The 26687-nt window shown below is 64.1% G+C and carries 24 protein-coding genes; 14 read left to right on the plus strand and 10 right to left on the minus strand.

What is annotated here, in order from left to right:
- Positions 1-3 precede the first annotated feature (3 nt).
- The 3 genes from SP6_RS20145 to SP6_RS13790 all read left to right on the plus strand — a co-directional run bounded on the left by SP6_RS20145 (position 4) and on the right by SP6_RS13790 (position 3100).
- Positions 4-750 carry a TetR/AcrR family transcriptional regulator gene (locus SP6_RS20145; protein ID WP_217996030.1) on the plus strand — a complete coding sequence of 249 codons (747 nt, stop codon included), beginning with the start codon at positions 4-6 and terminating at the stop codon, positions 748-750.
- Between the two features lie 306 nt (positions 751-1056).
- On the plus strand, positions 1057-1419 hold the full coding sequence (locus tag SP6_RS13785) for a Crp/Fnr family transcriptional regulator (RefSeq protein ID WP_050794223.1): 363 nt from the start codon (positions 1057-1059) through the stop codon (positions 1417-1419).
- A 232-nt stretch (positions 1420-1651) separates the two neighbouring features.
- Complete coding sequence (locus tag SP6_RS13790) at positions 1652-3100, plus strand: L,D-transpeptidase family protein (protein ID WP_037569803.1); 1449 nt, start codon at positions 1652-1654, stop codon at positions 3098-3100.
- 64 nt (positions 3101-3164) lie between these two features.
- Here SP6_RS13790 and SP6_RS13795 read toward each other — a convergent pair whose 3' ends face one another.
- The 3 genes from SP6_RS13795 to SP6_RS13805 all read right to left on the minus strand — a co-directional run bounded on the left by SP6_RS13795 (position 3165) and on the right by SP6_RS13805 (position 4420).
- On the minus strand, positions 3165-3716 hold the full coding sequence (locus tag SP6_RS13795) for a hypothetical protein (protein ID WP_007406600.1): 552 nt from the start codon (positions 3714-3716) through the stop codon (positions 3165-3167).
- 129 nt (positions 3717-3845) lie between these two features.
- The gene (locus tag SP6_RS13800) at positions 3846-4190 is read right to left on the minus strand and encodes a type II toxin-antitoxin system RelE/ParE family toxin (RefSeq protein WP_007406611.1); all 345 of its coding nucleotides are present in this window, start codon (positions 4188-4190) and stop codon (positions 3846-3848) included.
- Positions 4187-4420, minus strand: coding sequence for a type II toxin-antitoxin system ParD family antitoxin (locus SP6_RS13805; RefSeq protein ID WP_037569801.1), 234 nt, complete (start codon positions 4418-4420; stop codon positions 4187-4189). The genes SP6_RS13800 and SP6_RS13805 overlap by 4 nt, the downstream gene beginning before the upstream one ends.
- A 470-nt stretch (positions 4421-4890) precedes the next feature.
- Here SP6_RS13805 and SP6_RS13810 point away from each other — a divergent pair, with 470 nt between their 5' ends.
- Together SP6_RS13810 and SP6_RS13815 are read left to right on the plus strand one after the other, a co-directional pair.
- Positions 4891-6372: an ATPase domain-containing protein gene (locus SP6_RS13810; RefSeq protein ID WP_037569798.1), complete on the plus strand. Its 1482-nt coding sequence runs from the start codon at positions 4891-4893 to the stop codon at positions 6370-6372.
- Positions 6372-8357, plus strand: coding sequence for a PAS domain-containing hybrid sensor histidine kinase/response regulator family protein (locus SP6_RS13815; RefSeq protein WP_007406594.1), 1986 nt, complete (start codon positions 6372-6374; stop codon positions 8355-8357). The genes SP6_RS13810 and SP6_RS13815 overlap by 1 nt, the downstream gene beginning before the upstream one ends.
- A 48-nt stretch (positions 8358-8405) precedes the next feature.
- Here SP6_RS13815 and groL read toward each other — a convergent pair whose 3' ends face one another.
- Together groL and groES are read right to left on the minus strand one after the other, a co-directional pair.
- On the minus strand, positions 8406-10025 hold the full coding sequence (gene groL / locus SP6_RS13820; RefSeq protein ID WP_007406588.1) for a chaperonin GroEL: 1620 nt from the start codon (positions 10023-10025) through the stop codon (positions 8406-8408).
- A 48-nt stretch (positions 10026-10073) separates the two neighbouring features.
- The gene (gene groES / locus SP6_RS13825) at positions 10074-10379 is read right to left on the minus strand and encodes a co-chaperone GroES (protein ID WP_007406608.1); all 306 of its coding nucleotides are present in this window, start codon (positions 10377-10379) and stop codon (positions 10074-10076) included.
- Positions 10380-10865: 486 nt separating this feature from the next.
- Here groES and SP6_RS13830 point away from each other — a divergent pair, with 486 nt between their 5' ends.
- The 5 genes from SP6_RS13830 (at position 10866) to SP6_RS13845 (ending at position 15284) form a co-directional block, all read left to right on the plus strand.
- Positions 10866-11594, plus strand: a complete 729-nt coding sequence (locus tag SP6_RS13830; RefSeq protein WP_037569795.1) for a Bax inhibitor-1/YccA family protein — start codon at positions 10866-10868, stop codon at positions 11592-11594.
- Between the two features lie 47 nt (positions 11595-11641).
- A complete protein-coding gene (locus SP6_RS13835) occupies positions 11642-12256 on the plus strand; it encodes an HdeD family acid-resistance protein (RefSeq protein WP_007406577.1) in 615 nt (204 codons plus the stop codon).
- Between the two features lie 206 nt (positions 12257-12462).
- A complete protein-coding gene (locus tag SP6_RS21015; protein WP_007406597.1) occupies positions 12463-12630 on the plus strand; it encodes a hypothetical protein in 168 nt (55 codons plus the stop codon).
- Positions 12631-12699: 69 nt separating this feature from the next.
- Positions 12700-14406 (plus strand): cation:proton antiporter domain-containing protein, encoded by a 1707-nt coding sequence (locus tag SP6_RS13840; RefSeq protein WP_007406580.1) that lies wholly within the window; start codon positions 12700-12702, stop codon positions 14404-14406.
- A gap of 47 nt (positions 14407-14453) precedes the next feature.
- Entirely contained in the window at positions 14454-15284 is an 831-nt protein-coding gene (locus SP6_RS13845; protein WP_037569791.1) for a universal stress protein, read from the plus strand.
- Positions 15285-15364: 80 nt separating this feature from the next.
- Here the strand turns inward: SP6_RS13845 and SP6_RS13850 are convergent, their stop codons facing one another.
- Both SP6_RS13850 and cls read right to left on the minus strand, forming a co-directional pair.
- Complete coding sequence (locus SP6_RS13850; RefSeq protein ID WP_007406609.1) at positions 15365-17059, minus strand: cation:proton antiporter domain-containing protein; 1695 nt, start codon at positions 17057-17059, stop codon at positions 15365-15367.
- 54 nt (positions 17060-17113) lie between these two features.
- Entirely contained in the window at positions 17114-18592 is a 1479-nt protein-coding gene (gene cls / locus SP6_RS13855; RefSeq protein ID WP_053003300.1) for a cardiolipin synthase, read from the minus strand.
- Positions 18593-19183: 591 nt separating this feature from the next.
- Between cls and SP6_RS13860 the strand changes: the two genes are divergently transcribed.
- Positions 19184-21643, plus strand: a complete 2460-nt coding sequence (locus tag SP6_RS13860) for an NAD-dependent epimerase/dehydratase family protein (protein WP_007406280.1) — start codon at positions 19184-19186, stop codon at positions 21641-21643.
- An 89-nt stretch (positions 21644-21732) separates the two neighbouring features.
- Here SP6_RS13860 and SP6_RS13865 read toward each other — a convergent pair whose 3' ends face one another.
- Positions 21733-22473, minus strand: a complete 741-nt coding sequence (locus SP6_RS13865; RefSeq protein ID WP_037569525.1) for a sensor histidine kinase — start codon at positions 22471-22473, stop codon at positions 21733-21735.
- A 323-nt stretch (positions 22474-22796) separates the two neighbouring features.
- Between SP6_RS13865 and SP6_RS13870 the strand changes: the two genes are divergently transcribed.
- Positions 22797-23309, plus strand: a complete 513-nt coding sequence (locus tag SP6_RS13870; RefSeq protein ID WP_007406251.1) for an Hsp20/alpha crystallin family protein — start codon at positions 22797-22799, stop codon at positions 23307-23309.
- Between the two features lie 104 nt (positions 23310-23413).
- Here the strand turns inward: SP6_RS13870 and SP6_RS13875 are convergent, their stop codons facing one another.
- Both SP6_RS13875 and SP6_RS13880 read right to left on the minus strand, forming a co-directional pair.
- The gene (locus SP6_RS13875) at positions 23414-24148 is read right to left on the minus strand and encodes a Crp/Fnr family transcriptional regulator (RefSeq protein WP_007406257.1); all 735 of its coding nucleotides are present in this window, start codon (positions 24146-24148) and stop codon (positions 23414-23416) included.
- An 89-nt stretch (positions 24149-24237) separates the two neighbouring features.
- Positions 24238-24816, minus strand: coding sequence for a helix-turn-helix domain-containing protein (locus tag SP6_RS13880; RefSeq protein WP_037569501.1), 579 nt, complete (start codon positions 24814-24816; stop codon positions 24238-24240).
- Positions 24817-25354: 538 nt separating this feature from the next.
- Here SP6_RS13880 and SP6_RS13885 point away from each other — a divergent pair.
- Positions 25355-25690: a DUF5335 domain-containing protein gene (locus SP6_RS13885; RefSeq protein WP_007406253.1), complete on the plus strand. Its 336-nt coding sequence runs from the start codon at positions 25355-25357 to the stop codon at positions 25688-25690.
- 76 nt (positions 25691-25766) lie between these two features.
- The gene (locus SP6_RS13890; protein WP_232253934.1) at positions 25767-26630 is read left to right on the plus strand and encodes a YfdX family protein; all 864 of its coding nucleotides are present in this window, start codon (positions 25767-25769) and stop codon (positions 26628-26630) included.
- The last annotated feature ends 57 nt before the right edge of the window (positions 26631-26687 follow it).

The raw sequence follows: 26687 nt of genomic DNA on the forward strand, positions 1-26687 counted from the left end.
ACCTTGCCGGATATCTTCCACTCCGCCCCGGATTTGCGCTGGCGGTTCGGAAACGGTAGCGTTTTGAACCGTGATAGGAAACGATATCGTTCCGTAATGTCAAGAACCTCCTCGACACTTCCCGATCACGCCATCGCCAGGGCGGGACGACCTCCGCTCTATTCGGACACCGAGCGGCGGCGGCGCATCCTTCAGGCCGCCGAGCAGGTGTTCACAACGCGCGGCTACGGCGCCGCCACGATGGAGGACGTGGCGCGAACCGCCGGCATGTCGAAGAAGACGATCTACGCCTTCTATACGGACAAGAGCCGGCTGTTGGCCGCGATTGTCGTCGCCGCCGATGATTGCCCCTGGGACGATCGCGACGCTGTGCCGATCGCCGATCCATTGGCGGAGCTGCGCCACCGCCTGATGGAGGTGATCGCCTTCGTGCTGTCGCCACGGCAGGTCCGCCTCACGCGGCTTCTCATCGCGGAGGCCGAGCACGCGCCGGAACTGGCCGATGATTTCCATGAGCGCGTGATGGCGAAAGGCTATCGCTATCTGGTGGCGGCCGTGGAACGGGTGAAGCTGGAACGTCCGTGCCCGAGCATCGGCGATGTCGAGCGCGTGACGGGAATGCTGCTGGGCGCGGCGATGGGCGACCTTCACCTCTGCGCCCTGTTCGGCAGGAGCGAGAGCCTCACACGCAAGCGGATCGTCGCACAGATCGACCTGGCGCTCCGGACGTTCGGCTTCATAGCCGAATAGCCTCGACTACCTTCAGCATCTGCCGGCGCCCGGAATAATGATCGATTGGTCGGCGCGCGCTTCCTCATTCGTGGTCTGAGACGGGTGAAGGCTGAAACCGCACTCTCAGTCGTACCTTATCACATCACCCACGCCGCAAACGCCCGTGGGTTGATCAAACTGCTCGCTGCGGCTTGATTCACCCCGCGCCCTGGCATCATGCGCCGCCGGCCGCCTGAACATGTTGACGGGCTTTGGCACAGCCTGTGAGGGGTGCGCTCGTTAGATTCGCGTAGATCATTCACTTCCAATCTCCTTTTTTCACGGATGGGAAACGATGATCTCGGTCTGCTGCGACCGCATCTAACACCGGTCGAGTTGGGGCGAGGCCAGAAGCTGGTCGTGGCGGGCGAACCGATCGAACACATCTACTTTCCCGAGGGAGGGGTTGCGACCGTCGTCTCGACGTTGCCGGAGAGCGGCAGCACGGAAGTCGGCATCTTTGGACGTGATGGTCTGTCAGGCTTTTGCGCGCTGATGGGGGCCGAATGTTCTCGGCACGACACGATCGTACAGGTCGATGGGGCAACTGGCCTCCGCATTGATACATCGACGCTTATCGAGCTGATGGAGCAGAGTCCTCCCCTGCGTGCGCTTCTCAAGCTCTATGTGCCGACGTTCATAGTCTAGCTGGCGCACGGCATTGTCTGCCATGTGCATCACCAGGTCGAGACCCGTGTCGCGCACTGGCTGCTGATGTGCCACGACCGCATCGACGGAGACGAAATCATGGCAGTGGGGGGGAGGGGGTGAAACTGTCAGGGGTCGCCCATAGCCGAGGCGCGTTTCGTGAACCTGGATGCCGGTCGACGGACTTCGGAGCGGAACCGCCTTTGCCGCGTTGCGGTTCGATTAGAAGGGGATGATAGTGCGCGTGAATGTGGCCGTTCCATTGTTGCTGGCCGGCTCGCTGGGCCTGTCTGCATGCGAGGTTCGCACCAATCCATCGAGTCAGCATGAGGCTGGGGGAACGGTTTCCCAACCAGCCTGGACCGAGGCTTTGGTGGGCCAGCTCAGGAAAGCCATGGAGGCCCGTGCGGCTCACGGTCTCGACCGCCTGCCGTTTCCGCTCGAGCAGCGATCGGGCACAGCGGGTCGCGACGCGGCGTTGACGAAGGCCGCGCTCGCATATGCGGGCACGTTGGCTCGCGGGGCGGCCGATCCGACAAAGCTCTTCGACATCTACACCGTCCCACGCCCGCAAGTTGATCTTCGGGCGGGTCTTGCGCGCGCGATGCAGGAAGGAAAGCTGGACGAGTGGCTGGAGAGCTTGGCGCCGGGGGACGAGAATTACCGCAGGCTGTCGCAGGCCTATGTTGCGCTTCGAAAGTCGAGCAACGCGCCTCCCACGCCGATACCGGACGCGGGCAAGCCCATCGAACCGGGCAAGAGCGATCCGCGCATACCGGCTATCGCCGCGCAGCTCGTAGCCTTCGATTATCTCGACAAGGCCGCCGCCGGCGCTGTCTATACGCCGCCGATGGTGGCTGCGGTCAAGCGGATGCAGGCTGACTATGGCATCGATCCCGATGGGATGATCGGAACCGATGCGCTGGAGATCCTGAATCTCTCGGACGCGGACCGAGCGCGTGCGATCGCAGTCAACATGGAGCGGCTGCGGTGGCTCGAGAGAAACCCGCCGGCGACCCGCATCGATGTCAATCTCGCCGCCGCCCGATTGGCCTACTGGCGCGACGGCAAGCTCGTCGACACGCGCAAAGTGGTTGTCGGCGAACCGGAGACCGCGACCCCGCAGCTTGGATCGCCGATCCTGCGGCTGGTTGCGAACCCCACCTGGACCGTGCCGCGCTCGATCCAGCGCAAGGAGCTCGCCGGCAAGGGCGCCGGCTATCTCCGTCGCAACAACATGGTGTGGAAGGATGGCTGGATCGTCCAGCAGCCGGGTCCGAAGAACGCGCTTGGGCTTGTGAAATTCGACATGCAGAACGAGCAGTCCATCTATCTGCATGACACGCCCGCCAAGGCGCTGTTCTCCGAAGTGCAGCGGCAGCGCAGCCATGGCTGCGTGCGCGTCGAGGACGCTCTTGGCTTCGCCGAGATGCTCGCACGCGATCAGGGCGTTGATGCCGAATGGCACCGGGCCCGCGCCACGGGCAAGGAGAGCTACGTCGCGCTGCCGCAACCCGTACCGGTCCGCATGCTCTACCAGACGGTGCTCTTCGACGATTCAGGCGAGCCGGTGGTGCGCTCCGATCCCTATGGATGGAATGATCGCGTGGCGAGCGCGCTCGGCTTCCCGGCAAGCACGGGCCTTCGGGTGAAGACACGTGCGGCTGACGTCGGGCCCTGACGGCGATTGTGGCTGCTTGTCCAAGGGCTTCAGGCAGCCGCCGGATAGTCTTTCGCCAAGCTCATTACCGCGGATGAAGCGCGCGCCGCACCTCGTCGGTGACCGTGTAGACAGCCTGGCGCTGGGCACCGCGGTTGTGATGGTCGACGCGGTAGCCCTGATAGTGCCGCCGCACGAAGCCGGCCCTGACGAGTTCCGAAACCGCTCGGCTCACGTTCGTGCGCCCGGAGAGACGGATTCGCTTCTGAACCTCCGCGGCGATCAGCTGTTCGGCGGCGGCTATGTCGGATGGAAGCTCATTGCGCTGCTCGAGCTCCGATCGAACTTTCCTTGCGATCGCAAGACGGCGGGGATCCCGCCGGGCGACCGGAGCGAGGGCATCGCAGAGCCAGTCCCGCACCGGCACCTGGCGGTCCCCGTCACGGACGTAGGGGCCGGCCGAGCCGCTTTGTGTGCTCGCCTGCGCGATCAGATTGAGCACCATGAAGCTATAGCGTGGGCGTTCGCAAACCGCCGTCAGGCGATCGAGAAGAGCCGGCAGGTCCAGCGCGGGTGCGTCCTGCGATGCTGATCGATCCGCATCGGTGGCGGCGGCGAAGAAGTCCGGCTGGAACATGAGAACGAATCAAGCACATCTTGATTCCCATGTGAATCCCCCTTCTTGCGGTAGGTCGGACTTTCCGAGGTTTCGCGCATCGAGTTTCGCGACTGCGGAGTCTTCAGAAAGCGCCTGGCGTGCTCGACCTCAGCGCGATGTGCGGTCATCGCCTTCGGGATCGTCAAGCCAGGCCGGGATGTCGCGGTGCGCGTCGAGCACGCGCCAGACATCGATGTGATCGTCCCGCTCAACGTAGAAGACGAGCCACGGAAAGCGGGCGAGCCGGCGATGTCGCAGACCGGGCAGGGCCAGTTCATGTGCGTAGCGCGGGGAACCGATCCCGGGTTGCTCGCCTATCATGCGGTAAGCTGCTTCGAGCGTATTCACGAAGCGAAGCGCGATCTCCGGCCCGGCCTCGCGCGCATAATGGTCAATAGCGTTTTCGACGTCGCGATGAGCCTGTTCGCGCGGAACGACCCGCTTGGCGGTCATGCCGTGCGGCGAGCCCGCGCGCGCAGCCCCTCGAAATACGGGTCGTCCGCTGGATCGCCCGGGGCAGATTCGGCACCGTCGAGCAGCAGCCGGCGCAACCGCTGGCGATCCTGGTCCTTGCGGATGAGTTCGCGGACATACTCGCTGCTTGTGCCGTAGCCGCGGCCCGCGACCTGCTCGTCCACGAATGCCTTGAGGGTGTCGGGCAGCGAGATGTTCATCGTGCTCATGGCGTTCTAGATACGCAGTTTGGCAAAATTTGGCAAGGTGAGCCGCCCGTCGTGCGTCTTCTGACGACTAGATCCGACAATTTCCCGATGCGAGAAGCCCGGGGATGAACAGCTGTGGCACTTTACCGGCGGGGTAAAGTGCCACGAGCGGTTGTCTTCGCGGCGAGAAACTGTGGGGGAGGTGATCGGCTCAGTGGGGAACAGGCGGGCGGGTAACGCTCGCCAGGCTCCTCGAGCAGGGTAGCGGCTGACCGGCACCTGCATGATTGACTGATCTAGCTCAGCGACGAATACATCTCTGATCCGGCACCCTTTCTGGCGGGGCGCCGTGGGCCAGCAATCCAGGCATCGCTGGGTGCTTTGTCGGCATGTTCAACGAGGCTCGCTCCTGCCCCGCCATACGTCGTCAGGCAGCGAGGGTCGCGCAGAACGGTCGGGGGAACCCATGCTCGAAGGGGGCAAGTTGTACGATGAATAGCGAAGAACCTGCTGGAACGGGAGTGCCGGGCCTTGATGACATCCTCGGTGGAGGGTTGAGCCGCGGCAGAGTCTTTCTCCTCGAGGGCCTGCCGGGAACGGGCAAGACCACGGTCGCGATGCAGTTCCTGCTCGAAGGGGCCCGGAACGGAGAGAAGGTGCTGTATCTGACGCTCTCCGAAAGCGAGGAAGAGCTGCGCGCCGCCGCCGCAGCGCACGGGTGGGCGCTCGACGGCGTCGAGATCGTCGAGTTGATCTCCCCCGATAGCCTCGTTGACGAGAAGCAGCAGCAGAGCTTGCTCTACTCGTCGGACCTCGAGCTGGTGGAGACGACCCGGAGAATATTCGAAGCCTTCACGCGATCGAAGCCCGACCGGCTGGTCCTCGACAGCCTCTCGGAAATCAGACTGCTGTCGCAGAGCTCGCTTCGCTACCGGCGACAGGTCCTCGCGTTGAAGCACTATTTCGCGGGCCAGGGTACGATCGTGCTGATGCTCGACGACATGACGACGGAGACCGAAGACAAGACCGTTCACAGCGTCGCGCATGGTGTGGTCTGCCTGGAGGAGCTCGCAAGAGAATACGGTCCGGAGCGCCGGCGGATCAGGGTCGCCAAATATCGCGGGCGAGGCTTTCGCGGCGGCTATCACGACTTCGTCATCGAACGAGGCGGCGCCCGCGTATTTCCGCGCCTGATCTCGGCCGAGCACCGGTCCAGCTTCGAGCGCGACAAGGTCACGACCGAGATCGCCGAACTGGACGCGCTGACGGGGGGTGGTCTGGAGCGTGGATCGAGCGTGCTGATCCTGGGCCCTGCAGGAACGGGGAAGTCTCTGCTCGTGCTGACGTTCGTCGCTGCGGCCGTGAAGAAAGGAGAGAAGGCGGCGTTGTTCGTGTTCGACGAGGAGGTCGGACTCCTGGCCGAACGGGCAAGAGGGCTTGGAATCGACATCATCGCGATGATGGACGCCGGTGCCTTGCAGGTCGAGCAGATCGACGCCGCCGAGCTCACCCCCGGAGAGCTTTCAGCGCGGGTCCGGAAATGCGTCGAGGAGAATGGCGCGAGGACGGTGGTGGTGGATAGCCTTAATGGTTACCAGGCCGCGATGCCGGGCGAGAACGCCCTGGTGCTGCACATGCACGAGCTGCTGCAGTATCTGAACCGCCAGGGCGCAACGACGTTCGTCACCATCGCGCAGCGCGGGCTGGTCGGCAATACGCAATCTCCCGTCGATGTCACCTATCTCGCCGACACGGTGATCATGCTGCGCTACTTCGAGGCCCGCGGCCGTCTTCGCCGGGCGATTTCGGTCGTGAAGAAGCGAACCGGTGCGCATGAAGACACCATTCGCGAATATAGCATTGGCGCCGAAGGGGTCCGGATCGGCGAAGCGCTGGTCTCGTTCCAGGGAATGGCGCGCGGCGTGTGCAGCCTCTTCGGGGATGCACCTGAGCTGATCGAAGAACGCCATTGATGCCCGAACATTCCGAGCGCGCGCTGATCCTCGCGCCTTTCGGCCGGGATGCAGACGTCGCCGCATCCGTTTTGGCGAACGCGGGCATCACCGCGCTCGAATGTCCCTCGGTCGCCCGGCTGGTCGAGGAGATCCGGGCAGGCGCAGGCCTCGCGGTGGTCACCTCGGAGGCGCTGATCGGTGCCGACACCGGGTCGCTACAGGCATGGATCGCGGACCAGCCAGAATGGTCCGATTTTCCGTTCGTTCTGCTCGTGCACCAGGGCAGCGGGCTCGAACGCAACCCCGAGGCTTCCCGCTTGCTGGAGCGGCTCGGGAACGTCAGCTTCCTCGAACGCCCCTTCCATCCGACTACCCTCATGAGCCTGGCGCGCGCGGCGCTGCGCGCCCGCCGCCGGCAATATGAGGCACGCGCGCGCCTCGAGGAGCTGCGTAGCCTCGCCGGCTCCCTTGAGCGCAAGGTCGAGGAGCGGACCGCCGAGCTAACGTTGGGCGAAGCGCGGATGCGGGCGATTTTCCAGACCAACAATCAATATCAGCTGCTCATCGATCTCGATGGGACCGTCCTCGACGCGAACGCCACGGCGCTGGCGGGGATCGAAGCGCGGCTCGAGGATGTGGTCGGCAAGCTCCTCTGGGAGACCCCGTGGTTCGCGCATTCGCCCGACCTCCACAACGCCGTGAAGGCTGGTGTGCTGCGCGTCGCAGCGGGCGTGAGTTTGCAAAAAGAATTGACCATCCATCTTCCGATCGGCCCGCGCTCGTTCGACGTGGGCATGCGGCCGATGCGTGGTCCGCAAGGCGATACGCTGGCACTCATCGTGGAAGCGCTCGACATCACCGACCGCAAGCGTGCCGAGGAGGCGCTCCGTCAGGCGCAGAAGCTCGAGGCGATGGGTCAGCTTACCGGCGGCGTCGCCCACGACTTTAACAACCTGCTGACGCCGATGGTGGGCGGGCTAGACATCCTGAGTCGCAGCGGAGTTGGCACGGAGCGCCAGCGCCGCCTCATCGAGGGTGCCATACAGTCGGCCGAGCGGGCGAGGGCGCTCGTGCAGCGGCTGCTGGCCTTCGCGCGGCAGCAGCCGTTGCAGCTCCGCGCGGTCGATATCGGCACGCTGGTGCGCGGCATGGCCGAACTGGTCGGATCGACGATCGGGCCAAGAATCAGCCTGGTGATCGAGATGCCGGAAGGGCTGCCTTCCGCACGCGCCGATCACAACCAGGTCGAGATGGCGCTCCTCAACCTTTGCGTGAACGCGAGGGACGCGATGCCCGAAGGGGGCACGCTCCGCATCTCGGCATCTGCCCGGCATCTCAGCGCGGAAAATGATGAGGGCCTGAGCGCCGGCAGCTATATCAGCCTCGCGGTCTCGGATACCGGGATCGGTATGGATGAGGAGACGGCCAAGCGAGCCGTGGAGCCGTTCTTTTCGACCAAGGGGCTGGGCAAGGGGACAGGGCTTGGCCTTTCGATGGCGCATGGCCTTGCGCGGCAACTCGGCGGAACCCTCACGATCACGACCGCTCCCGATGCAGGGACCCGGGTGGAGATTCTCCTTCCCGTGTCGACGGAGACCCCGCAGCGCGCGGCGCCAAAGATCGAGGGAGTGCTGCCCCAGGAGGGAACCGCCCTTCTTGTCGACGATGACGATCTCGTCCGCTCGAGCATCAGCCAGATGCTTTCCGCGATCGGCTATGAGGTGACCGAGGCGAAATCGGCGGAGGACGCCCTGGAGCTGGTGAAGTGCGGCATGAACCCGAGCGTCGTGGTCACCGATCATCTGATGACAGGGATGTCGGGCGTTGCCCTCGGCCGCGCGCTGCGCGCGCGCACACCCGTCCTGATCGTCTCGGGCTATGCCGAGAGCAGCGAGATCACTCCGGACTTTCCGCGCCTCATGAAGCCCTTTCGGCAGGACGAACTGGCCGCGAAACTTGCCGAAATCCGGGCGGCGGCGAGCGCGAGCGGTGACACCGCCTAGACGAAAGGCACTGGGTGTTCGGATGGGGGCCTTGCGGCCCCCAATCCTTTAATAGTCCATCGCGGGAACCGGCGCCGGCTTTTCGTCCTTCGGCAGCTCCGCGACGAGCGCCTCGGTCGTGATGAGCAACCCTGCAACCGACGCCGCATCCTGAAGAGCGGTGCGCACGACCTTGGCAGGGTCGATCACGCCGGCGCGGACGAGATCTTCATACTCGCCTGTGGCAGCGTTGAAGCCCCAGTTGTAGTCCGATCCCTCGCCGAGCTTCCCGACCACGTAGGCGCCGTCCTCGCCGGCATTGTCGACGATCTGGCGCGCCGGCGCCTTCAAGGCGCGGCGGACGATCTCGATCCCGGCCTTCTGGTCGTCGTTGGCCGCGGAGAGGCTTTCCAGCGCTTTGACCGCGCGCAGCAACGGGATGCCGCCTCCGGGCAGGATGCCCTCCTCGACCGCAGCGCGCGTGGCGTGGAACGCATCGTCTACCCGGTCCTTCTTCTCCTTCACCTCGACCTCGGTGGCGCCGCCGACACGGATCACGGCGACGCCGCCGGCGAGCTTGGCGAGCCGCTCCTGCAGCTTCTCGCGATCATAGTCGGAGGTGGTCGTCTCGATCTGCTGGCGGATCTGCGCGGCGCGGCCGTCGATGTCCGACTTCTGGCCGGCGCCATCGATGATCGTCGTGTCGTCCTTGTCGATCACCACCTTCTTGGCGCGACCGAGCATGTTGACGGTGACGTTCTCGAGCTTGATGCCGAGGTCCTCGCTGACGACATTGCCGCCGGTGAGGACGGCGATGTCCTCGAGCATCGCCTTGCGCCGATCGCCGAAGCCCGGCGCCTTGACGGCCGCGACCTGGAGCCCGCCGCGCAGCTTGTTGACGACCAGGGTAGCCAGCGCGTCGCCCTCGACGTCCTCGGCGATAATCAGCAGCGGGCGGCCCGACTGGATTACCTTTTCGAGCAGGGGCACCAGCGCCTGCAGGTTCGAGAGCTTCTTCTCGTGGATCAGGATGTACGGATCTTCCAGCTCGACCCGCAGCTTCTCGGGGTTGGTGATGAAATAGGGCGAGAGATAACCGCGGTCGAACTGCATGCCCTCCACGACTTCGAGCTCGGTCGCGAGGCTCTTTGCCTCCTCGACGGTGATGACACCTTCGTTGCCGACCTTTTCCATCGCCTCGGCAAGGATCTGGCCGACCTCGGTGTCGCCGTTCGCGGAGATCGTGGCAACCTGGGCGATTTCGCTGTTCGCGCTGATCCTGCGCGCATGCGCCTTGAGATCGTCGACCACGGCTCCGACGGCGAGATCGATGCCGCGCTTCAGGTCCATCGGGTTCATGCCGGCGGCGACCGCCTTGGCGCCCTCGCGGACGATCGCCTGGGCGAGCACGGTCGCGGTCGTGGTCCCGTCGCCGGCGAGATCATTGGTCTTGGACGCGACCTCTCGGATCAGTTGTGCGCCCATGTTCTCGAACTTGTCCTTGAGCTCGATCTCCTTGGCGACCGTGACCCCGTCCTTGGTGATCCGCGGCGCGCCGAAGCTCTTGTCGATCACGACGTTGCGGCCCTTCGGCCCGAGCGTGACCTTGACCGCATCGGCGAGGATGTCGACGCCTCGCAGCATGCGGTCACGCGCGTCGGTCGAGAAACGGACTTCCTTTGCAGCCATTGTATCGTTTCCTCCTATGTTCGCGTGGATTTCTGTGGGTACGCCGCCCTATTTCGACGACGCTTCGGTCTCGACGATCCCGAGGATGTCGCTCTCTTTCATGATGAGCAGTTCCTCACCGTCGATCTTGACCTCGCTGCCGGACCATTTGCCGAAAAGGACGCGATCGCCGGCCTTGACGGACAGCTCGACGAGCTTGCCGGTCTCGTCGCGGGCGCCGGGCCCGACGGCGACGACCTCGCCCTCCTGAGGCTTCTCCTTGGCAGTGTCGGGGATGATGATGCCGCCGGCCGTCTTTTCCTCGGCTTCGATGCGACGCACGGCGACACGGTCGTGCAGGGGACGGAAATGCATGCATTACCTCCAAAGCAGATCATGATGTGATGACCCTCCCGTTCGCGGGGAACGGTCGGTTTCGGCAGAGCTAGGAAGACGACTTTCGACCATCAAGAGATCTGCCGCACGTTCCTGGCACTTCACCCATGTGAGTGCCAATGCGCATGCACGTTCGCGCAGCGCACGAGCGGACATTGCCTCGAGAGTCGCGGCGACGAGGTGATGTAGATCAGCGGGCGATTGCGGCCGATTCGCTACGGCACTGCTCAAGAGGACCGCAAGACTTCGGCAAGGACGGACAGCCCGTGATCTCGCTTGGTTCAGTGCTCCAAAGGTGGGTGACGCGATGGCCCCTGCCGATCGTGGACGCGGGCGCTGTGCAGCGCTCGACGAGCCTTCAAAGGTCCGGAACGCCGCGAACTGCTCCCGGACCGTGTCGGAAGGCGCAAGGCCGGACCCGCACGTGCTTCCTCGATCGCTGCACCATCCGTTGGAGATTTGCAGATGAACACGCCAATTGAAAGTTCTGGCGCGGATTTGCACGGCGCCTCGCGGCGCGCGGTGGCTTACGACGCCGGTCTTCGCCGTTACATGCTTGGTATCTATCGCACGATGGCCCTGGGACTGGTCCTTACCGGGCTTGTCGCCTCCCTCGTCGCCAGCACCCCAGCTCTCTATCAACCGATCTTCAACACGCCCCTCAAATGGGTCGTGATGCTGGCGCCGCTCGCCTTCGTCCTGTTCTTCTCCTTCCGCGTCGAGCAAATGAGCGCCAACACTGCGCGGATCGCCTTTTATTCATTCGCGGCCATCATGGGACTGTCGCTGGCCAGCGTCTTCCTGGTGTTCACCGGCACCAGCATCGCGCTGGCGTTCTTCTCGGCCGCCGCCCTGTTCGCGACGATGTGCCTGTGGGGCTATACGACCAATGTCGACCTCTCGCGCTGGTCGACCTTCCTCATGGTCGGGCTTGTCGGCGTCATCATCGCGAGCCTGATCAACCTGTTCCTCGCCTCCGACACGCTGCAGTTCGCCGTTTCGATCATCGGCGTGCTGGTGTTCACCGGCCTGACCGCCTGGGACAGCCAGCGATTGAAGAGCCAATACTTCGCCTATGCGGGCACCGAATCCGGCGAGAAGCTGGCCGTGATGGGGGCGCTGTCCCTTTATCTGGATCTCATCAACCTGTTCCAGCTGCTGCTGAACCTGATCGGGGAGCGTCAGCGAGCATAGCGACGTCGCGTCGCCGTCCTATCGGCCCGCAGAAAAGGGAGGCTTTCGTGGTTCGAGTTAAGATCAACGCCGTTTCCGACGAGCCCGAAGCGGTCAGCCAGCCGATGTTGGGGACACTGCGCCGCAACTGGGGATGGATCGTCTTTCGCGGTGTCCTCGCGCTGGCGCTTGGCGTGGTATCCTTCCTGTTCCCGCTCAGCGCCCTGTTCGCCTTTGCGATGGTATTCGCCGCCTATGCCGGTGCCGATGGAATCCTTTCCATGGTCGCGGCGGTGCGCGGCGCCCGGCGTAAGGAGGAGCGCTGGTGGGCCTACGTGATCCGCGGGATCATCGGCATCGCGACTGCGGTCCTGTTCGTGCTGATGCCCGAGGTCATGACCGTTGGCTACGCTCTCGTCACGCTTGTCATGCTGGCGATCTGGGCGATTGTGACCGGCACCCTCGAGATTGTCGCAGCAACGAGCCTGCGCAAGGAGATCAGCGGCGAGTGGTTGATGGGGCTCTCAGGTGCCCTCTCCGTCGTTCTCGGGATCGTGATCATCATCCTGCTGGTCCTCGATCCCCTCACGACCTTGCCTTCGGCCGCATGGGTGATCGGCTCCTACGCGATCTTCGCCGGCGTGGTCCTTCTGGGGCTTGGCTTCAAGCTTCGGCGGGCCTGAATCCGCCGATTGCCGCGGGAGCCGGTGCTCTCCTGGAGGCGCCCGCGGAAAAGCACCGGGCGGCGAGAGCCGCTCGGTGCATCCCCACACCGCAAAACATCCACTGGCTGATCTGAATCAGTTCTCCTTCTCGCACGATGGAGAGAATACCCAGTTGAACGGCCCGCCCCCTAGTCGCGGCGCGGCTTTGCTGAAGGAGAAAGACGATGCCGACTCCCAAGGCGCGGGACGAACGTGCCGAAGACGAAAAGCCGGAAACAGAGGCCGGCGAGGATATGATCGAGGAAGAAGCGGGGGCCGACGATCTGGACCCTGTCGACGAGGCGATCATCGAATCGTTTCCGGCGAGCGATCCGCCCGGATGGACCCTCTAGAGGATTCTCGCGACTCTTCGATCTTCGCGAGCTCGAAAGCGGTTTGATCAGGCGAGAGGTGTACGAGCCATGCTTCACCATCTTCTCGCCGATGCCGTGATCCTCATCCTTGCGTCTTTGGCGTTCGTCGCCCTCTTCACGAAGTTGCGGCTTTCGTCGATCGCCGGTTATCTTTTTGCGGGTGCGCTCGTCGGCCCATACGGGCTGCATCTGGTCGCCGCGAACGAGGGCACCCGTTTCCTGGGCGAGCTCGGCATCGCCGCGCTGATGTTCGTCATCGGCTTCGAGTTCTCCTGGCCCCGCATCGTCGCCGCGCGGCGTTTGGTCTTCGTGGTTGGCCTGCTTCAGGTGAGCCTGACTGCTTCGTTGGTTGCAGGCGCCGCTCTCCTGGCAGGGCTCTCCCTGACCGCATCGCTGATACTGGGATTTGCGCTGGCGCATTCGTCGAGCGCGATCATCCACAAGCAGCTGCTCGATCAGGAGGAAGTCACAACGGCCCACGGCATCACGACGACCGGGATCCTGCTGTTTCAGGATCTGGCCGCACTGCCGGCGCTGCTGCTCGTCGGTGCGATGGCCTCGGGTGCTGAGCACGACCTCGCTCCTTTGCTGCTGCGTCTTGGCGCCGCTGTCGTCATCTTTGCCGGGGCGGCCCTCTTCGCCCGCCGGACGATCGGCCGGATTTTTGACTGGGTCGCCCGATCACGCTCGAACGAGCCGCTGATGCTGGCCGGGCTCGGGCTCGTGGCGGGCGTCGCGCTGATTGCGGAGTCGATCGGGCTTTCGCTGGCGGTTGCCGCCTTCATCGTCGGCATGGTCGTTGCCGAGAGCAACTATCGCCATCACCTCGCAGACGAGCTCCGTCCGCTACGCGACATTTTCCTCGGCCTCTTCTTCCTCACGATCGGCATGAGCGTGGACTGGTCCATCGTTATCACCGAACCTGTGGCCACGGCCGGTGCGCTGCTCGTGCTCGTCCTTGTGAAGTTCGCTATCGTCTTCGCCCTCGTGCGGCTAAGCGGCGCCGAGCGCAGCTCGGCGTTGCGGACAGCCCTCATCCTTGCCCATGGTGGCGAGATCTCGCTGCTCATCCTGATGCAGGCGATTGGCGGCGGCCTGCTGCCCGAGGAGGTGGCGCAACCTGCAATGGCCGGAACCGCGGTCAGCATTTTCCTCGCCCCTTTCCTGATCCAGTTCAATCGGCGCATCGTGACCGAGGTCATCGCTGCGCCTGAGATCGCGGGTGATCCCGAAGGGATGATCGGGGGGGCGCAAGGAAATCTGCGGAACCACGTCGTCCTGGCAGGCTGTGGGCCTGTGGGGCGCCTCGTTGGTAAGGTGCTGAAAGCCAGCGGCGTTCCCTACATCGCGATCGAGCGAGACGTGGATCGGCTTCGGATCGCGCAGCGCGAGGGACATCCGGTCATCTTCGGTGACGCCACCCGCTACGGTGTCCTGGAAGCTGCCGGCGTCGAGGACGCGGGAGCCGTGGTCTGCCTTCTGAACAGCGAGGCTCGGCTGGAGGAGCTTGTCCGGCATGTGCGGCAGCTCAACCCTGCGGTCCCCGTCCTCGTCAGCACCAGGGACGACCGGGGGCTCAGGCCACTCGTGAAGGCGGGCGCCACCCACATTTTCCCAGAGAGCCAGGCTGCAGGACTTGGCCTGGCGGCTCAGACGTTCATCGCGCTTGGGGTCCCTCCGGCCGAAGCGCTCGCTCGCGTTCGGGCGATCCGTGTCAGGCTCAATCCCGAACTTCGAGCGCTGCGACCAGTATGACTCATCGCAGGTCCTCAGCCTGCATGTCCCGCTAAAGGAGCTTCTCGATGGTGTATCGCGACCTCTTGCTTCAGCTGACGACTTACCCCAAGCCGACGCCGGATTCTTTCATTGAGGCGGCGGCGGCGTTGGCGAACAGGTTCGACGCGCGGCTCTCGGGAGTGATCTGCCAGGTGGAGCTTCCGCCGGTCTCCAACTTCCTCGCTGATCGGCTCGTGGGTGCCAGCGCAATCATCGCCGGCGAGAACGCGAAGAGCAGCGAGAATTGCCGGCATGTCGAGGAGCGATTCCGCGCGATTGTTCCGCCTGCTTCACAGGGAGAGCTGTTACCCGTTCACTGCAAGGCCCTGGTGAGCGCCTTGCAGATCGCGCCGCATTCAAGGGTCTTCGACCTTACCATCGTTCCGAGCTTCGGCGCTTCCGAGGCCATCGCAGAAGATCTTGTGTTCGATGCCGGCCGGCCGGTGCTGCTGCTTCCCGCCCAAGATGGATTGCCGTTACTCGGCCTCGATGCGGTCGTGATCGGATGGGATGGTGGCCGTGCCGCCGCCAGAGCGGTGGCGGACGCGCTTCCGATCTGCGTCGTCGCCAAGTCGGTCAAAGTGGTGACGATCACTGGGGAAAAGTCGCTGAAGGCAGATCTGCAAGCTTCCCTCGAACGGCATCTAAAGGCTCACGGCATCCAGCCCGAGATGATCGAGCACCATGCGGAAGGCGCGAATGCCGGGACGCAGCTCCTCGAGTTTTGCCGGCGCTCAGGGGCGGGCATCCTGGTGATGGGCGCCTACGGCCATTCGCAATTTCGCGAGTTCATCCTGGGTGGCGCCACACGAACAATCCTTGCGGCGGCCGACCTGCCGATCCTGATGTCCCACTGAACCGGCTGGGGTATGCACTCCGGACGGTGAGACTCGTGGATCGTCCCAGGACCTGGCTAAGGAATAGACGCGATCGCCGTTCAGCTGTCCGCCATACGGACCAGCCCTTCGCCCTCCTCCTCTCCCGCTTCGCACGCCAGCGCCGCCATCCGCGCGGCGGCTTCCCTTTCCGCCATCACGATCTCGTCGGACCCCATTGCCTGCAGCTGCTCGACCTCCGGTTCCGAGTGCGCCCGCGCGATGATCCGTAGATCCGGGTTCAGCCTCCGCGCGCGCTTCGCGATGATAGCGGCTTCGAACCCTTCCGGGATCGCGATCAGCAGCTTCGATGCGCTTGCGATGTCGGCTTGCTTGAGCGCGGAAACCTCGGTGGCGTTGCCGAAAATGGCCCGGAGGCCGGACGATTCTGCTGCTTTTGCCGCATCTCTTCGGTCCTCGATCACCGTCAGCGCGTAACCCGACGCTCCGAGGATGTCGGCGATGATCCGCCCCACGCGGCCAAAGCCCACGAGTACAACATGGCCCGGGGGTGGGCTCTGCTCGCTTTCCTGACTTTCCGACGATCCGCGCGCGGCCACGATGGTGAGGAGGGAGAGCGTGCCTCTACTGGTCGCGAATGAGAATAGAAGCGGGTTGAGGAAGATCGAGATGATAGCGGCGGCAAGGATGAGATCCCGGCCGTCAGGCGGGAGAATCCCGTAGCTGACGCCAAGGCCGGCGAGGATGAACGAAAACTCGCCGATCTGCGCCAGGCTTGCCGAGATCGTGAGCGCGGTCTGGTCCGGATAGCGGAACGAGCGCACGATCGCATAGGCTGCGGCCGACTTGCCCACTAGGATGATGGCGAGGGTGGCGAGCAGGGCCGCCGGTTGTTCGACAACGACGGCTGGGTCGAACAGCATCCCCGCGGAAACGAAGAACAAGACGGCGAAGGCGTCGCGGAAGGGCAAAATTTCCTCGGTTGCCAACCGACTGAGCTGCGTCTCGCCGAGAATCATGCCCGCGAAGAATGCACCGAGAGCAAACGAGACATCGAAAAGGAACGCGGCGCCGAAGGCAACTCCTAATGCAATGGCGAGCACCGCGAGGCGGAACAGCTCGCGGGAGCCCGTGTCTGCGACCCAGTGCAGCACTGCAGGCATGGCGCGCCGGCCCACCAGAAGCATGACTGCGATGAAGCCCGCCACCTTCAAGAAGGTGCTCGCGACGGCGCTCGCGGCAGCTGCGCCGGCGTTCGCCGCCGTGCCATTGAGGATGGCCGCGACGGAGGGCAGCAGCACCAGCGCCAGAACCATCACGAGGTCCTCGACGACGAGCCATCCGACGGCGATGCGGCCTCTGTCGGTTTGCACCAGGTTGTGGACCTGCAGTGCCCGGACCAGGACGACGGTGCTCGCGACGGATAGCGCGAGGCCGAAGACGAAGCCCTCGCCCATGCTCCAACCCAGCGTCCACGCCAGCCCCATTCCGAGAAGCGTTGCGACAGTGATTTGGATCAGGGCCCCGGGTATGGCCACGTTCTTCACCGAAAGCAGGTCTCGCAACGAGAAGTGCAGGCCGACGCCGAACATCAGGAGGATCACTCCGATCTCGGCAAGCTGGGCGGCGAGCTCGGGATCAGCAGCGAAGCCGGGCGTGGAGGGTCCGACTGCGAGACCCGCCAGCAGATAGCCGGCGATCGGCGATATCTTGAGCCGGTGAGCGAGCGTTCCAGCAATGAAAGCGACAACGAGGCCGGCGACGATCGTGGTGATGAGCGGAGCGTTATGGTGCATAGTCGTTCTGCCGGAATAGAGGTCTCGGTTTGCCCCGACCGAGTTGATGTGAGCTCACAGCAAAGGACTGAACAGTCGCGCGACATTCTCCGCGCACTTGCGCACGAGATTGCGCGACTCCCAGTCGCTCGGCATCAGCCGGATGCTTTGCTCGAGGCGCGCGTCCTCGATGCGCCGCAAGGCGAGCGTAGCGTCCCGATCATAGAGTACGAGGCTGATCTCGGAATTGAGCGCGAACGAGCGCATGTCGACATTGCTCGACCCGACGACGGCGACGGTCTCGTCGATGCTCATATGCTTGGCGTGGAGAAAGCCCGGCTGAAAAAGATGGATTCTTGCTCCTGCGGATAGCAGCTCGGAATAATAGGACTGCTGGGCGAGGTGAACTAGGGGATGATCTGAGCGGCCGGACAAGAGCAGATGGACCTCGGCTCCCTTGAGGATCGCCACCTGCAACGCTTGCAGGAGGGGCTCGCTCGGGACGAAGTAGGGAGTGGAAATCAGGACACGCTCTCGAGCCGAGTGAATCAGCGCAACGAAAAGCTCGTCGATGCCCCCGTGCTCGAGATCGGGCCCACTCGGCAGAACTTGCCCGAGGCTGCTGCCGGCATCGTTCGCCGGAGGGTAGAGATGCCCGTCGGCGAGCTCCTTCTCCGTCTCGAGGAACCAGTCCGCCACGAAGACCGCCTGCAATTCGCCGACAACCGGCCCTCGAACCCGGGCCATTACCTCCCAATTTGGCCAGCCCCATCCATGATCGGCGTCGATGATGTTCTGCGAGCCGGTGTAACCGATGCGTCCGTCGATTACGGCGATCTTGCGGTGATTGCGCAGGTCGAAGCGCGTGGTGCGGCCAAGCACCCGAATCGGCAGGATCTCGTGAACTTCGACGCCTGCGGGCCGCAGCTCCCGCTCGATGCGGGCGGCCCACGTGCGCGATCCGATCGCATCGACGAGCACCCTGCACCTGACGCCGCGCAGCGCGGCCTGGCGCAGCGCGGCGATCACCTTGTGGCCGGCGGCGTCCGTGGCGAAGATGTAGAAGAGAAGGTGGACATGGTCGTTGGCGTGCCCGATGTCCTCAACGAGGAGATTGATCGTTGCGTCGTAGTCCGTCAGGAAGTCGACCTCATTGCCTTGTAAGAGCGGCATGCGGCCGATCCCGCTCACGAGGGAAGCCGCTGAAGCTTGGGCGAGCGGCAGCTCGGCCGGCCGAGCGACCCGGTCGATGCAGGAAACTGCCCGGTCGATGATCGGCCAGAGTTGCGCGACACGTTCTCGACGCCACCGGGGGTGGAATGGCCGGCCGATCGCCAGATAAAGGACGAGGCCGAGCCACGGCGCCACGAAGAAGAGGAGCAGCCAGCTCTGCGTCGCAGCCGGCGACCGGCGGAAGGGAACAACGATCAGCGCGCCGATCCGGATCGCCCAAGGCGCTGCGACGGCCAGCCACTCGAGAGCGACGCCCAGGTTCACCTCATCGCCTTTGGCGATGAAGAAGCCGTGTTGCGCGAAGTGATCCGATCCCAGCATCGCGGCCGCGGTGTGGACTCCTGGGCGGAGCGTGCCTCCCAACCCATTCTGTGTCGAGGTCCAGAGAGGCTAAAGTCGTGTGGGATGCGATCGGCTCGGTTCGGTCCACGGGCGTCTGGTCGATCGGCATGCTGGGCTGGGAGACCACTTGGCGCGTTGCGCACGGTGCCGCCTCATGGCGGCGGGCCGGCGTCCTCGTACACGAACCGCTGCTGCCGCTTCCGGATGACGCCAGCCGCGCCCGTTGAGATCAGCCCGCACATAATCACCTCCTGGAAGGAGCGAGCTTCCCACCGGCAAGGTGGCGTGGCCCTGACATAGCTCAGGACGAGCTCGACGAAAGTTAAGGTATGAGCTGCGTGCCGGACCTTCCGGAACCAGGTGATGCCCAGACGAAGGGTCGAATGGCGTAGCTCGTGCCGCCGTGCATGACGGCTGAAGGGACCAGGTGGGCGCTCGGGCTCGGCGCCTTGCGTCGCCCCGAAGCTCAGCTCGTGCGGCAGATGTGCTCGCGCCATGCGCCGGCGTCGCGGTTGGGATCAGGTCGGCGTGGCCGTGAGGCCAACACGAGACAGATCGGGGTGAGCACACATGGATAAGCCACTTGTCATCATCTCCGGCGCAACGGGCAATCTTGGACGTTCGGTGGCGGCTGTGCTTTCAGCGGATTACCGGATCGTCGGGCTCGATCTCAAAGCAGAGGCGCTGACCTTCCCGGTGATCAAGGTCGATCTTGCTTCGGACCAATCTGTGCTCGATGCTCTGGCGCAGATCCGCGCGAGCCATGGTGGACGCGTGGCGTCGGTGATCCACCTGGCGGCCTACTTCGACTTCACGGGCAAGGAACATCCGCTCTACCGGTCGGTCAATGTAGAGGGCACGCGCCGGCTCCTGCGAGCGTTGCAGGACTTCGAAGTAGAACAGTTCGTCTATTCAAGCACGATGCTCGTGCACGCGCCGTGCGCGCCGGGCGAACAAATCGACGAGAGCTGGCCGATCGATCCCCGTTGGGCCTATCCGAAGTCGAAGGCGCTGGCCGAAGAGGTAATCCGCGAAGAACACGGTTCCATCCCATATGCGATCTTGCGCTTCGCCGGGGTGTACGACGAGGAGTCTGCAGTCCCCACGCTCTCCAATCAGATAGCCCGGATCTACGAACGCGAATTCGAGAGCTTCTTCTACTCGGGCTCGCCGCTAGTGGGCCAGTCCATGGTCCATCGAGAGGATGTTGTCGAAGCGGTCCGTCTCGCCGTTCAACGCCGGGACACGCTGCCGCCCGATGCGGAGATCCTGATCGGCGAGCCCGAAGCGCTGGGGTATGATGCGCTGCAAGACGAGATCGGATATCTCATCCACGGCATCGAGGACTGGCCGACGTTGCGAGTGCCAAAGCCGGTGGCGGCAGTCGGTGTCTGGGCTCAGGATAAGCTCGAGCCCGTCGTCCCCGACGCAATCGACGAGGGTGAGAAGCCGTTCATCAAGCCCTTCATGATCCGGCTTGCAGACGACCATTATGCGCTGGATATCGGCCGCGCCGAGAAACTGCTGGGCTGGCGACCCCATCATCGCCTCAAGGATGAGCTCCCGAAGATGATCGCGGCGCTGAAGCGCGATCCTCTGGCTTGGTACAAGAGAAACGGTCTCCGGCCGCCGCACGATCTCGCCGAGGCCGCCGCGCTGGGCAAACATCCTGAGGAGGTCAGGCGGGCGAGCGACGAGCGCTACCGGAGGGAGCATTCCGAGACGCGCTGGGCGCATTTCGTGAACCTCATGCTCGGAACCTGGTTGCTCACTCAGCCGCCGCTGATCGGCGTGGTCGAGCCTCTGCTCCGCTGGACCGAGATCGTCTCCGGCGTGCTGCTGATCGTCTTCGCATCGCTGTCGCTGAGCTGGCACGCGCCTTGGGCGCGATGGGTATCGGCCGCGATAGGCGCTGTCGTGATGGCAGCGCCGTTTGTCTTTTGGACCGACAATCCAACAGCATACCTTTCCGACACGCTGGTGGGTATGTTGATCTTCGGCTTTGCGGTCGGGACAAAGCCCGAAGTGGGGCCGTCACCTCTGGCGCGAGTGACCGGTCCGCAGGTGCCTCAGGGGTGGACGTATAATCCCTCGAGCTGGACCCAGCGCATCCCGATCATCGCCCTTGCACTGATCGGCCTCTATGTCTCCCGTTACCTCGCAGCATATCAGCTCGGCTATGTGTCCGACGTCTGGGAGCCCTTCTTTCAGGGAAGCGTCGAAGACCCGCGCAACGGCACCGAGGAGATCATCACCAGCGAAGTCTCGGAAGCATGGCCTGTTTCCGATGCCGCGCTCGGCGGCTACACCTACGGCCTCGAGATCCTTACGGGGATCGTCGGGTCGCGCGCGCGCTGGCGGACCATGCCGTGGCTCGTGCTTCTCTTCGGGCTGATGATCGCCCCGCTCGGGATTGTCTCGATCTTCTTCATCATCATCCAGCCGATCTGGATCGGCACCTGGAGCACGCTGGCGCTGATCGGAGCCGCGGCGATGCTGATCCAGATACCCTACTCGCTGGACGAACTGGTGGCGGTCGGCCAGTTCCTTCGCCGCCGTGCACGGGCAGGCAAGAATGTGCTTCGGGTCTTCCTGTTCGGGGACACGGACGAGGGGGGGGCTGGTGACGTGCCTGACGAGTTCGACCGACCGGCCCGCGCGATCGTGAAGGACGTGGCGATCGGTGGCGTGAGCCTGCCCTGGAACCTGGCCATTGCGGCCGCGCTGGCGGCATCGCTCTTGTTCACGCGGGTCACGTTCGGCGCAGCGCCGCCGATCGCGGATTGGGATCACCTGCTCGGGTCACTGGCGCTGACCGTGATCTCGATAGCCGCCGCCGAGGTCGCGCGCTCCGTCCGCTTCCTGCTCATTCCCATTGGCGCGGCGCTCTGTGTTACGCCATTCGCCTTCGGCGCGGAGGCTCTGCACACCGCATATAATGTGCTGCTAGGCCTTGCGTTGGTCGGTCTCGCCATCCGGAGAGGCGAGGTGTCAGCCCAGTACGGGTCGTGGAATCGCCTGATTGCCTGACCAGGGCAGGCGCGGCAGGGCTCGTGACACGCGGCCGCAGCGCGGCTGAGACGGGAAGGGCGGCCGCGTTCTTTGGCGGTGATATCGGTTCAGGACCTGCCCGGCGCTGCTCGCGGCAGGTGCAGGATGACTCGGGTTCCCGCGCCTTGGTCGCTCTCGACCGCGATATCACCGCCAAATTGGGTCGCGAACCTTCGGACCTGGCCCAACCCGAGTCCGGTTCTCCTGAGCGACTGCCTCGTCGTGAAGAACGGATCGAAAACGCGGGTCAGAACGTCGGGTGCGATTCCTTCACCGGAATCGATCATTTCAAGCCGAACGAAGTCGCCCGCTGCGCCTATAGGGCTCGCCGTGCTTCGGAATGTGTTCAAGGCTCGCAGGACCAGCACGCCACCCTTTGGCATCGCGTCGGCGGCGTTCGCCAGGAGATTGAAGAGCGCAAACTGGAGATAATTGGGTAGGACGCGGACCGGCCAGAGGTCACGCGCGATCTCTGTCCGAAAGTCCACGCCGTCTCCCAGAATGGTGCTGGCCCGCGCCTCCAGCCCGCGGATCAGCGCTTCAACCGAAACCCGCTCGGTCGTCACGCCGCGATCGGTGCTGAGCTCCGCGATATCGTCGGCCAGGGCGGCGGCATTCCGGATCGCGTGCTTCATTCCGGCTACGAGGCGCGCCAGCTGCTGCTGATCCGCTCCGCGCTCGATCGAGACCAGACCTGAGGCGATCACCGCCAGCATATTGTCGAGGTCGTGCGCCATTCCACGCATCAGCATGTCGGGTTGGCGAACGACCCGATCGGCCGGGCTGCTCAACACAGTCGTGATGTCCATGACCACTCCTTCGGTCGCCGGATGCCAAGCTTCGGTCGCCATGCCATGCCGGAGCATATCGCGACCGGCGCCAATCGGGGGCTGAGCTAAATCAGTGTTAGCCTGCCCGGAGCGCTTACCGATGAAGCTCGCCACCGGCCGCCTCGGCGGAATGACTGGAAGTACCAAAGTAGCGTGGAGAGTTTTGTGCCTTAGCTGGCGAAACGGCGCAATCACGCACCGGCGCGCTCAGCCTGAGGCGACTGGCCACCCAGCTTTCGGTCAGCGTGCCAGGCATGTCGGCGGCTCCGCGATGACGCTGTTCGAAGAAGGAGTTAGATGCCATGTCCATTCGTGATCTGATCCCCTGGAGCCGTCAGGAGAACAAGGTTCCTGCTCAGGTCAGCGCTGCCGGCGCTGCGAGCGACCCGGTGCTCTCGCTGCACAGGGAAGTGAACCGCCTGTTCGAAGATGTCTTCCGTGGCTTCGGCGTGCCGGCGCTCGCCGGCGTCGAGCGAGGGCTCCTCGCCCCGAGCGTCGAGCTTGCCGAAACCGACAAGGAAATCCGCGTCACGGCCGAACTCCCCGGCCTCGACGAAAAGGACGTGGAAGTGATCGTCGAGGAAGGCGTCCTCACGCTCCGTGGCGAGAAGAAGTCGGAGGTCGAGGACAAGGACCGGGGTTACTCCGAGCGGAGCTACGGGCGATTCGAGCGCCGCATCGGCCTTCCGAAGGGTATCGAGCAGGACAAGGCGAGTGCCACGTTCAAGAACGGCGTTCTCACCGTCACGGTGCCGAAATCGGCGTCTGCCGCCGAGAACGTCCGCCGCATAGCCGTCAATTCGGGTCAGGCATGACGGTGCCCGCCCGTGGGCCGCGCGCCCACGGGCGGAGCCATTCAAGCAATTGCGACGGTTCTGGTGAAGCTGTCCCGCTCCCGGCAACGGCATATCACGTATGATCAGAGCAGAAGGCGAGGGTGCTCCCGAGTCGACAGTGTATAGCCCGAAAGGTTGATCATGAGCTGCCGGTTGCGGATCACGAGCGAGTTCGCTGCGATCGCTGCCAGATCGCCGCGGCGAAGCTCCTGCATCGAGCGGCTGACATGAGTCTCAGATAAGCCGAGGAGGTCAGCCAGATGGCGACGCTGAAGCGGGAAATACGACATCGCATCTTGCCCGAGGTCCAACGCAACGAGGCGATCTACAAGCTCAAGGAGGAAGTAGGCTAGGCGTTCAGCGCCATTCTGCTTCGCGACAAGCGCCATGCGGCGATCGGCGCGGCGCTGGTCCTCCATGAGCGCGAAGACCATCGCCTCGGAGAGGTGGCTGTGCCGCTGAAACAGCTCGTCAATACTGCGCCCTGTCAACACGCACAGCGTCACGGGGGTTAGGCTTTCGACACCGCTCTCCGAATCGCCCAGCATCAACTGTTGGAGACCGATCAGGCTACCCGGCAGCAGAATGTCGATGATCTGTCGTTGCCCGGTTGGTGTAAGCTTGTAGCGATATGCCCATCCCGCATACAGCGTGTACAGCTTTCCGGCGAACCGCCCAGGCTCGATGATCACGCGGCGCGCAGGAACATCGATCTGATTATTCTTAAGGGCGCGCACAAAGCTGAGCTCGGGCGCTGTAAACTTCTTGAACAGCGCCAACCGGCGAAGCGCGCAGTCTTCACACGGTATGAAGTTCATTCGCAGTCCGACCCCGTTCGCATAGCCAGTGCGCTATAGCAGCAGTGGGCCCACATGTCACACCGGTGGCTGCCTCGGCTGCGGCCCTGTCAGGTCGTGACCACCGCCGCCGCCAGACGCGCAAGCCCGATCGGATCCAGGATTTCAAGGTTGCGGCCATTCACCTGCACATAATTATGCCGCTGGAGCCGGGTGAAGGTACGCGTCACAGTCTCGCTGGTTAGCCCGAGATGGTCGCCGATGTCGGCTCTGGACATAAGCAGATGGAAGTGGCGGCGCCCTTCCAGCCTCTGCATGAGATCGAGAAGAAAGAACGCCAGCCGCTCCATGGCATTCGACCGTCCGAGCAGGAAACCGGTGCGGAGCGCGACCCGATAGGTGCGCAGAAACCAGGTCGTGATCGTGGCGCATGTGAAGTGATCGAACTGCGACAGGCCCTCGAGCACGCTGCGATCCGTCATGATGAGCGAGGTCGGGCACAGGGCCTGGGCGAACTGGCTGCGCACCTCGTCGCGTTCGAGCAGGATGAATTCCCCCGGCAGGTAGAAGCCGCCGATCCAGCGGCGACCATCCTCGGAGATGATGCTGGTTTGGATGGCGCCGGAGAGGATCCAGTAGAGGCCATCCGACTCGGGCCGTGCAGGGAGTTCCTGGCGGTCCTTCAACATGATGAGTTTGGAGTTGAAGCCATTTCCTAGAGGCGGAGGAACGACCTTTCGCCCGCGATTCATCGCGGGCGCCTCCGTCTCATATGAGCTAATAAGCCGTTCCACATGTCACTGTGCGTAACATATGTCACGGGTTAGGGCAATCCCAATGGCCGAGTCGTGCCACAGTTCGACCGGCAGAAAGCTGAGCTATGTCAGGGCGGCTGAGGGCCGGGCCTGCAATTCCAGGCGCTACCTGGAGAATATCGATGAGCGCGTTGAGCTGGATATCGGCCAAGATCGCGATCTCACCGCCCTCGCTGGCCCCGCCAGCGGGCGGCCGGGTGGATCAAGATCCGATGTTCAAGATGTTGGGAAGCGGCTCGGGAAACTGTGCCCCGGACCTTCCAAGGCATTCCCCAATTCGCAGCTTTTCCGGAGGAAGCGCTGCGGCAAACCGCGCCCCGCGGACCGGGGGCTCGATGCGGGACGGCCGATATCCTCTCTCGACGAGAAACCCCGGCGAGCGGTCCCTCGCCCTTTGTGAAGGAGTCGAACCGTGAACGTCGTTCCTAAGGCGGAATGGCCTCAATATCTGAACCGCGTGTCCCGCGGCCTGACCGGGCTTCGAGCCGAAATCGAAGTCGCATCGCTCGAACTCGGCGATCAGATCGAAGCGCAATACCTGCCGATCACCGGAATCTTCTATGACCACAAGGATGACTTGGTCGGTGTGACGCTCGAGGGGCTGGATCACATGATCCGCCACCCGCAGTCGATCTATGTCGAAGAATCCGGCGATGGCGTTGCGGCGATCGCAGTGATCGATCGCGACGGAACGAATCACCTCATCAAGCTGAGGCGGCCGCTGGCGCTGCCCGCTCCCGACCAATGAGCCCGTATCCTCAACAACCAAAGGGAAGATCATGAAACGCAGTCTTTTCGCCGCGACCGCAGCCTCGGCCCTCATCTTGACGGCGGGCTGTTCCAAGCAGGACGCCGACAACCAGGCCGCCGAGAACACGACCACGGCGGCGAACAACGCCACCGCGCAGGCGACGCCGGCCCCGCCGGTCGATCGCGAAGAGCTGCTCCAGGACGCCGTTTCGGCGCTGCAGGAGACAGAGAATGCTCTTGCCGCGCTCGACAAGAAGGATGCCAAGGCCGCGACCGCCGCTCTCGAGCGCGCGACGGGCAAGCTGGAAATCGTGCTCGCGCGCAACCCCAGCCTCGCTCTCGCCCCGGTCGACGTCAGCGTCGTCAGCTACGACGTCCTGGGTTCGGTGGACGCCGTGAATGCGCTGCGGAAATCGGCCGAGGACGCGCTCGAGGATGGGCGGCTGCAGGAAGCACGCCATCTCATCGACGGGCTGGCGAGCGAGACCGTCGTGCGGGTCAGCAATCTCCCGCTCGCGACCTACCCGGACGCGATCAAGGCGGCCGCGGTCCTGGTCGCGCAGAACAAGCTCGATGAAGCGAAGGCGGCGCTCGAAGCGGCGCTCAGCACGATCGTGGTCCGCGACGTGATCCACCCGCTCCCGCTTACGCGGGCAAGCGCGGCAATCGAAGAGGCGCGCAAGCTGGCCGCGAACGCACAGCGGGGCGCCGGAGACGAGGCGAAGATACAGCGGCTGCTGACCACTGCGCGCGAGCAGCTCCGGCTCGGTCAGGCGCTCGGCTATGCGACCAAGGACGAAATGAAGGACCTTCTGAAGACGGTCGACGAGATCGAGGACGGCACCAAGAACAAGGGCGCGGCGACCAGCATCTTCGACAAGATCCGCGAGCGCTTCAAGAAGGCAACGGAGTCGAGTCAGCCTGCGGAGAAGAAGTGACCTTGCGCTCTCCAAGCAATGCGGCAGGCGCCGGCGCGCGCAGGTTCGACGGTTCCG

This window comes from Sphingomonas paucimobilis NBRC 13935, assembly GCF_000739895.2.
Taxonomy (GTDB): Bacteria; Pseudomonadota; Alphaproteobacteria; order Sphingomonadales; family Sphingomonadaceae; genus Sphingomonas; species Sphingomonas paucimobilis.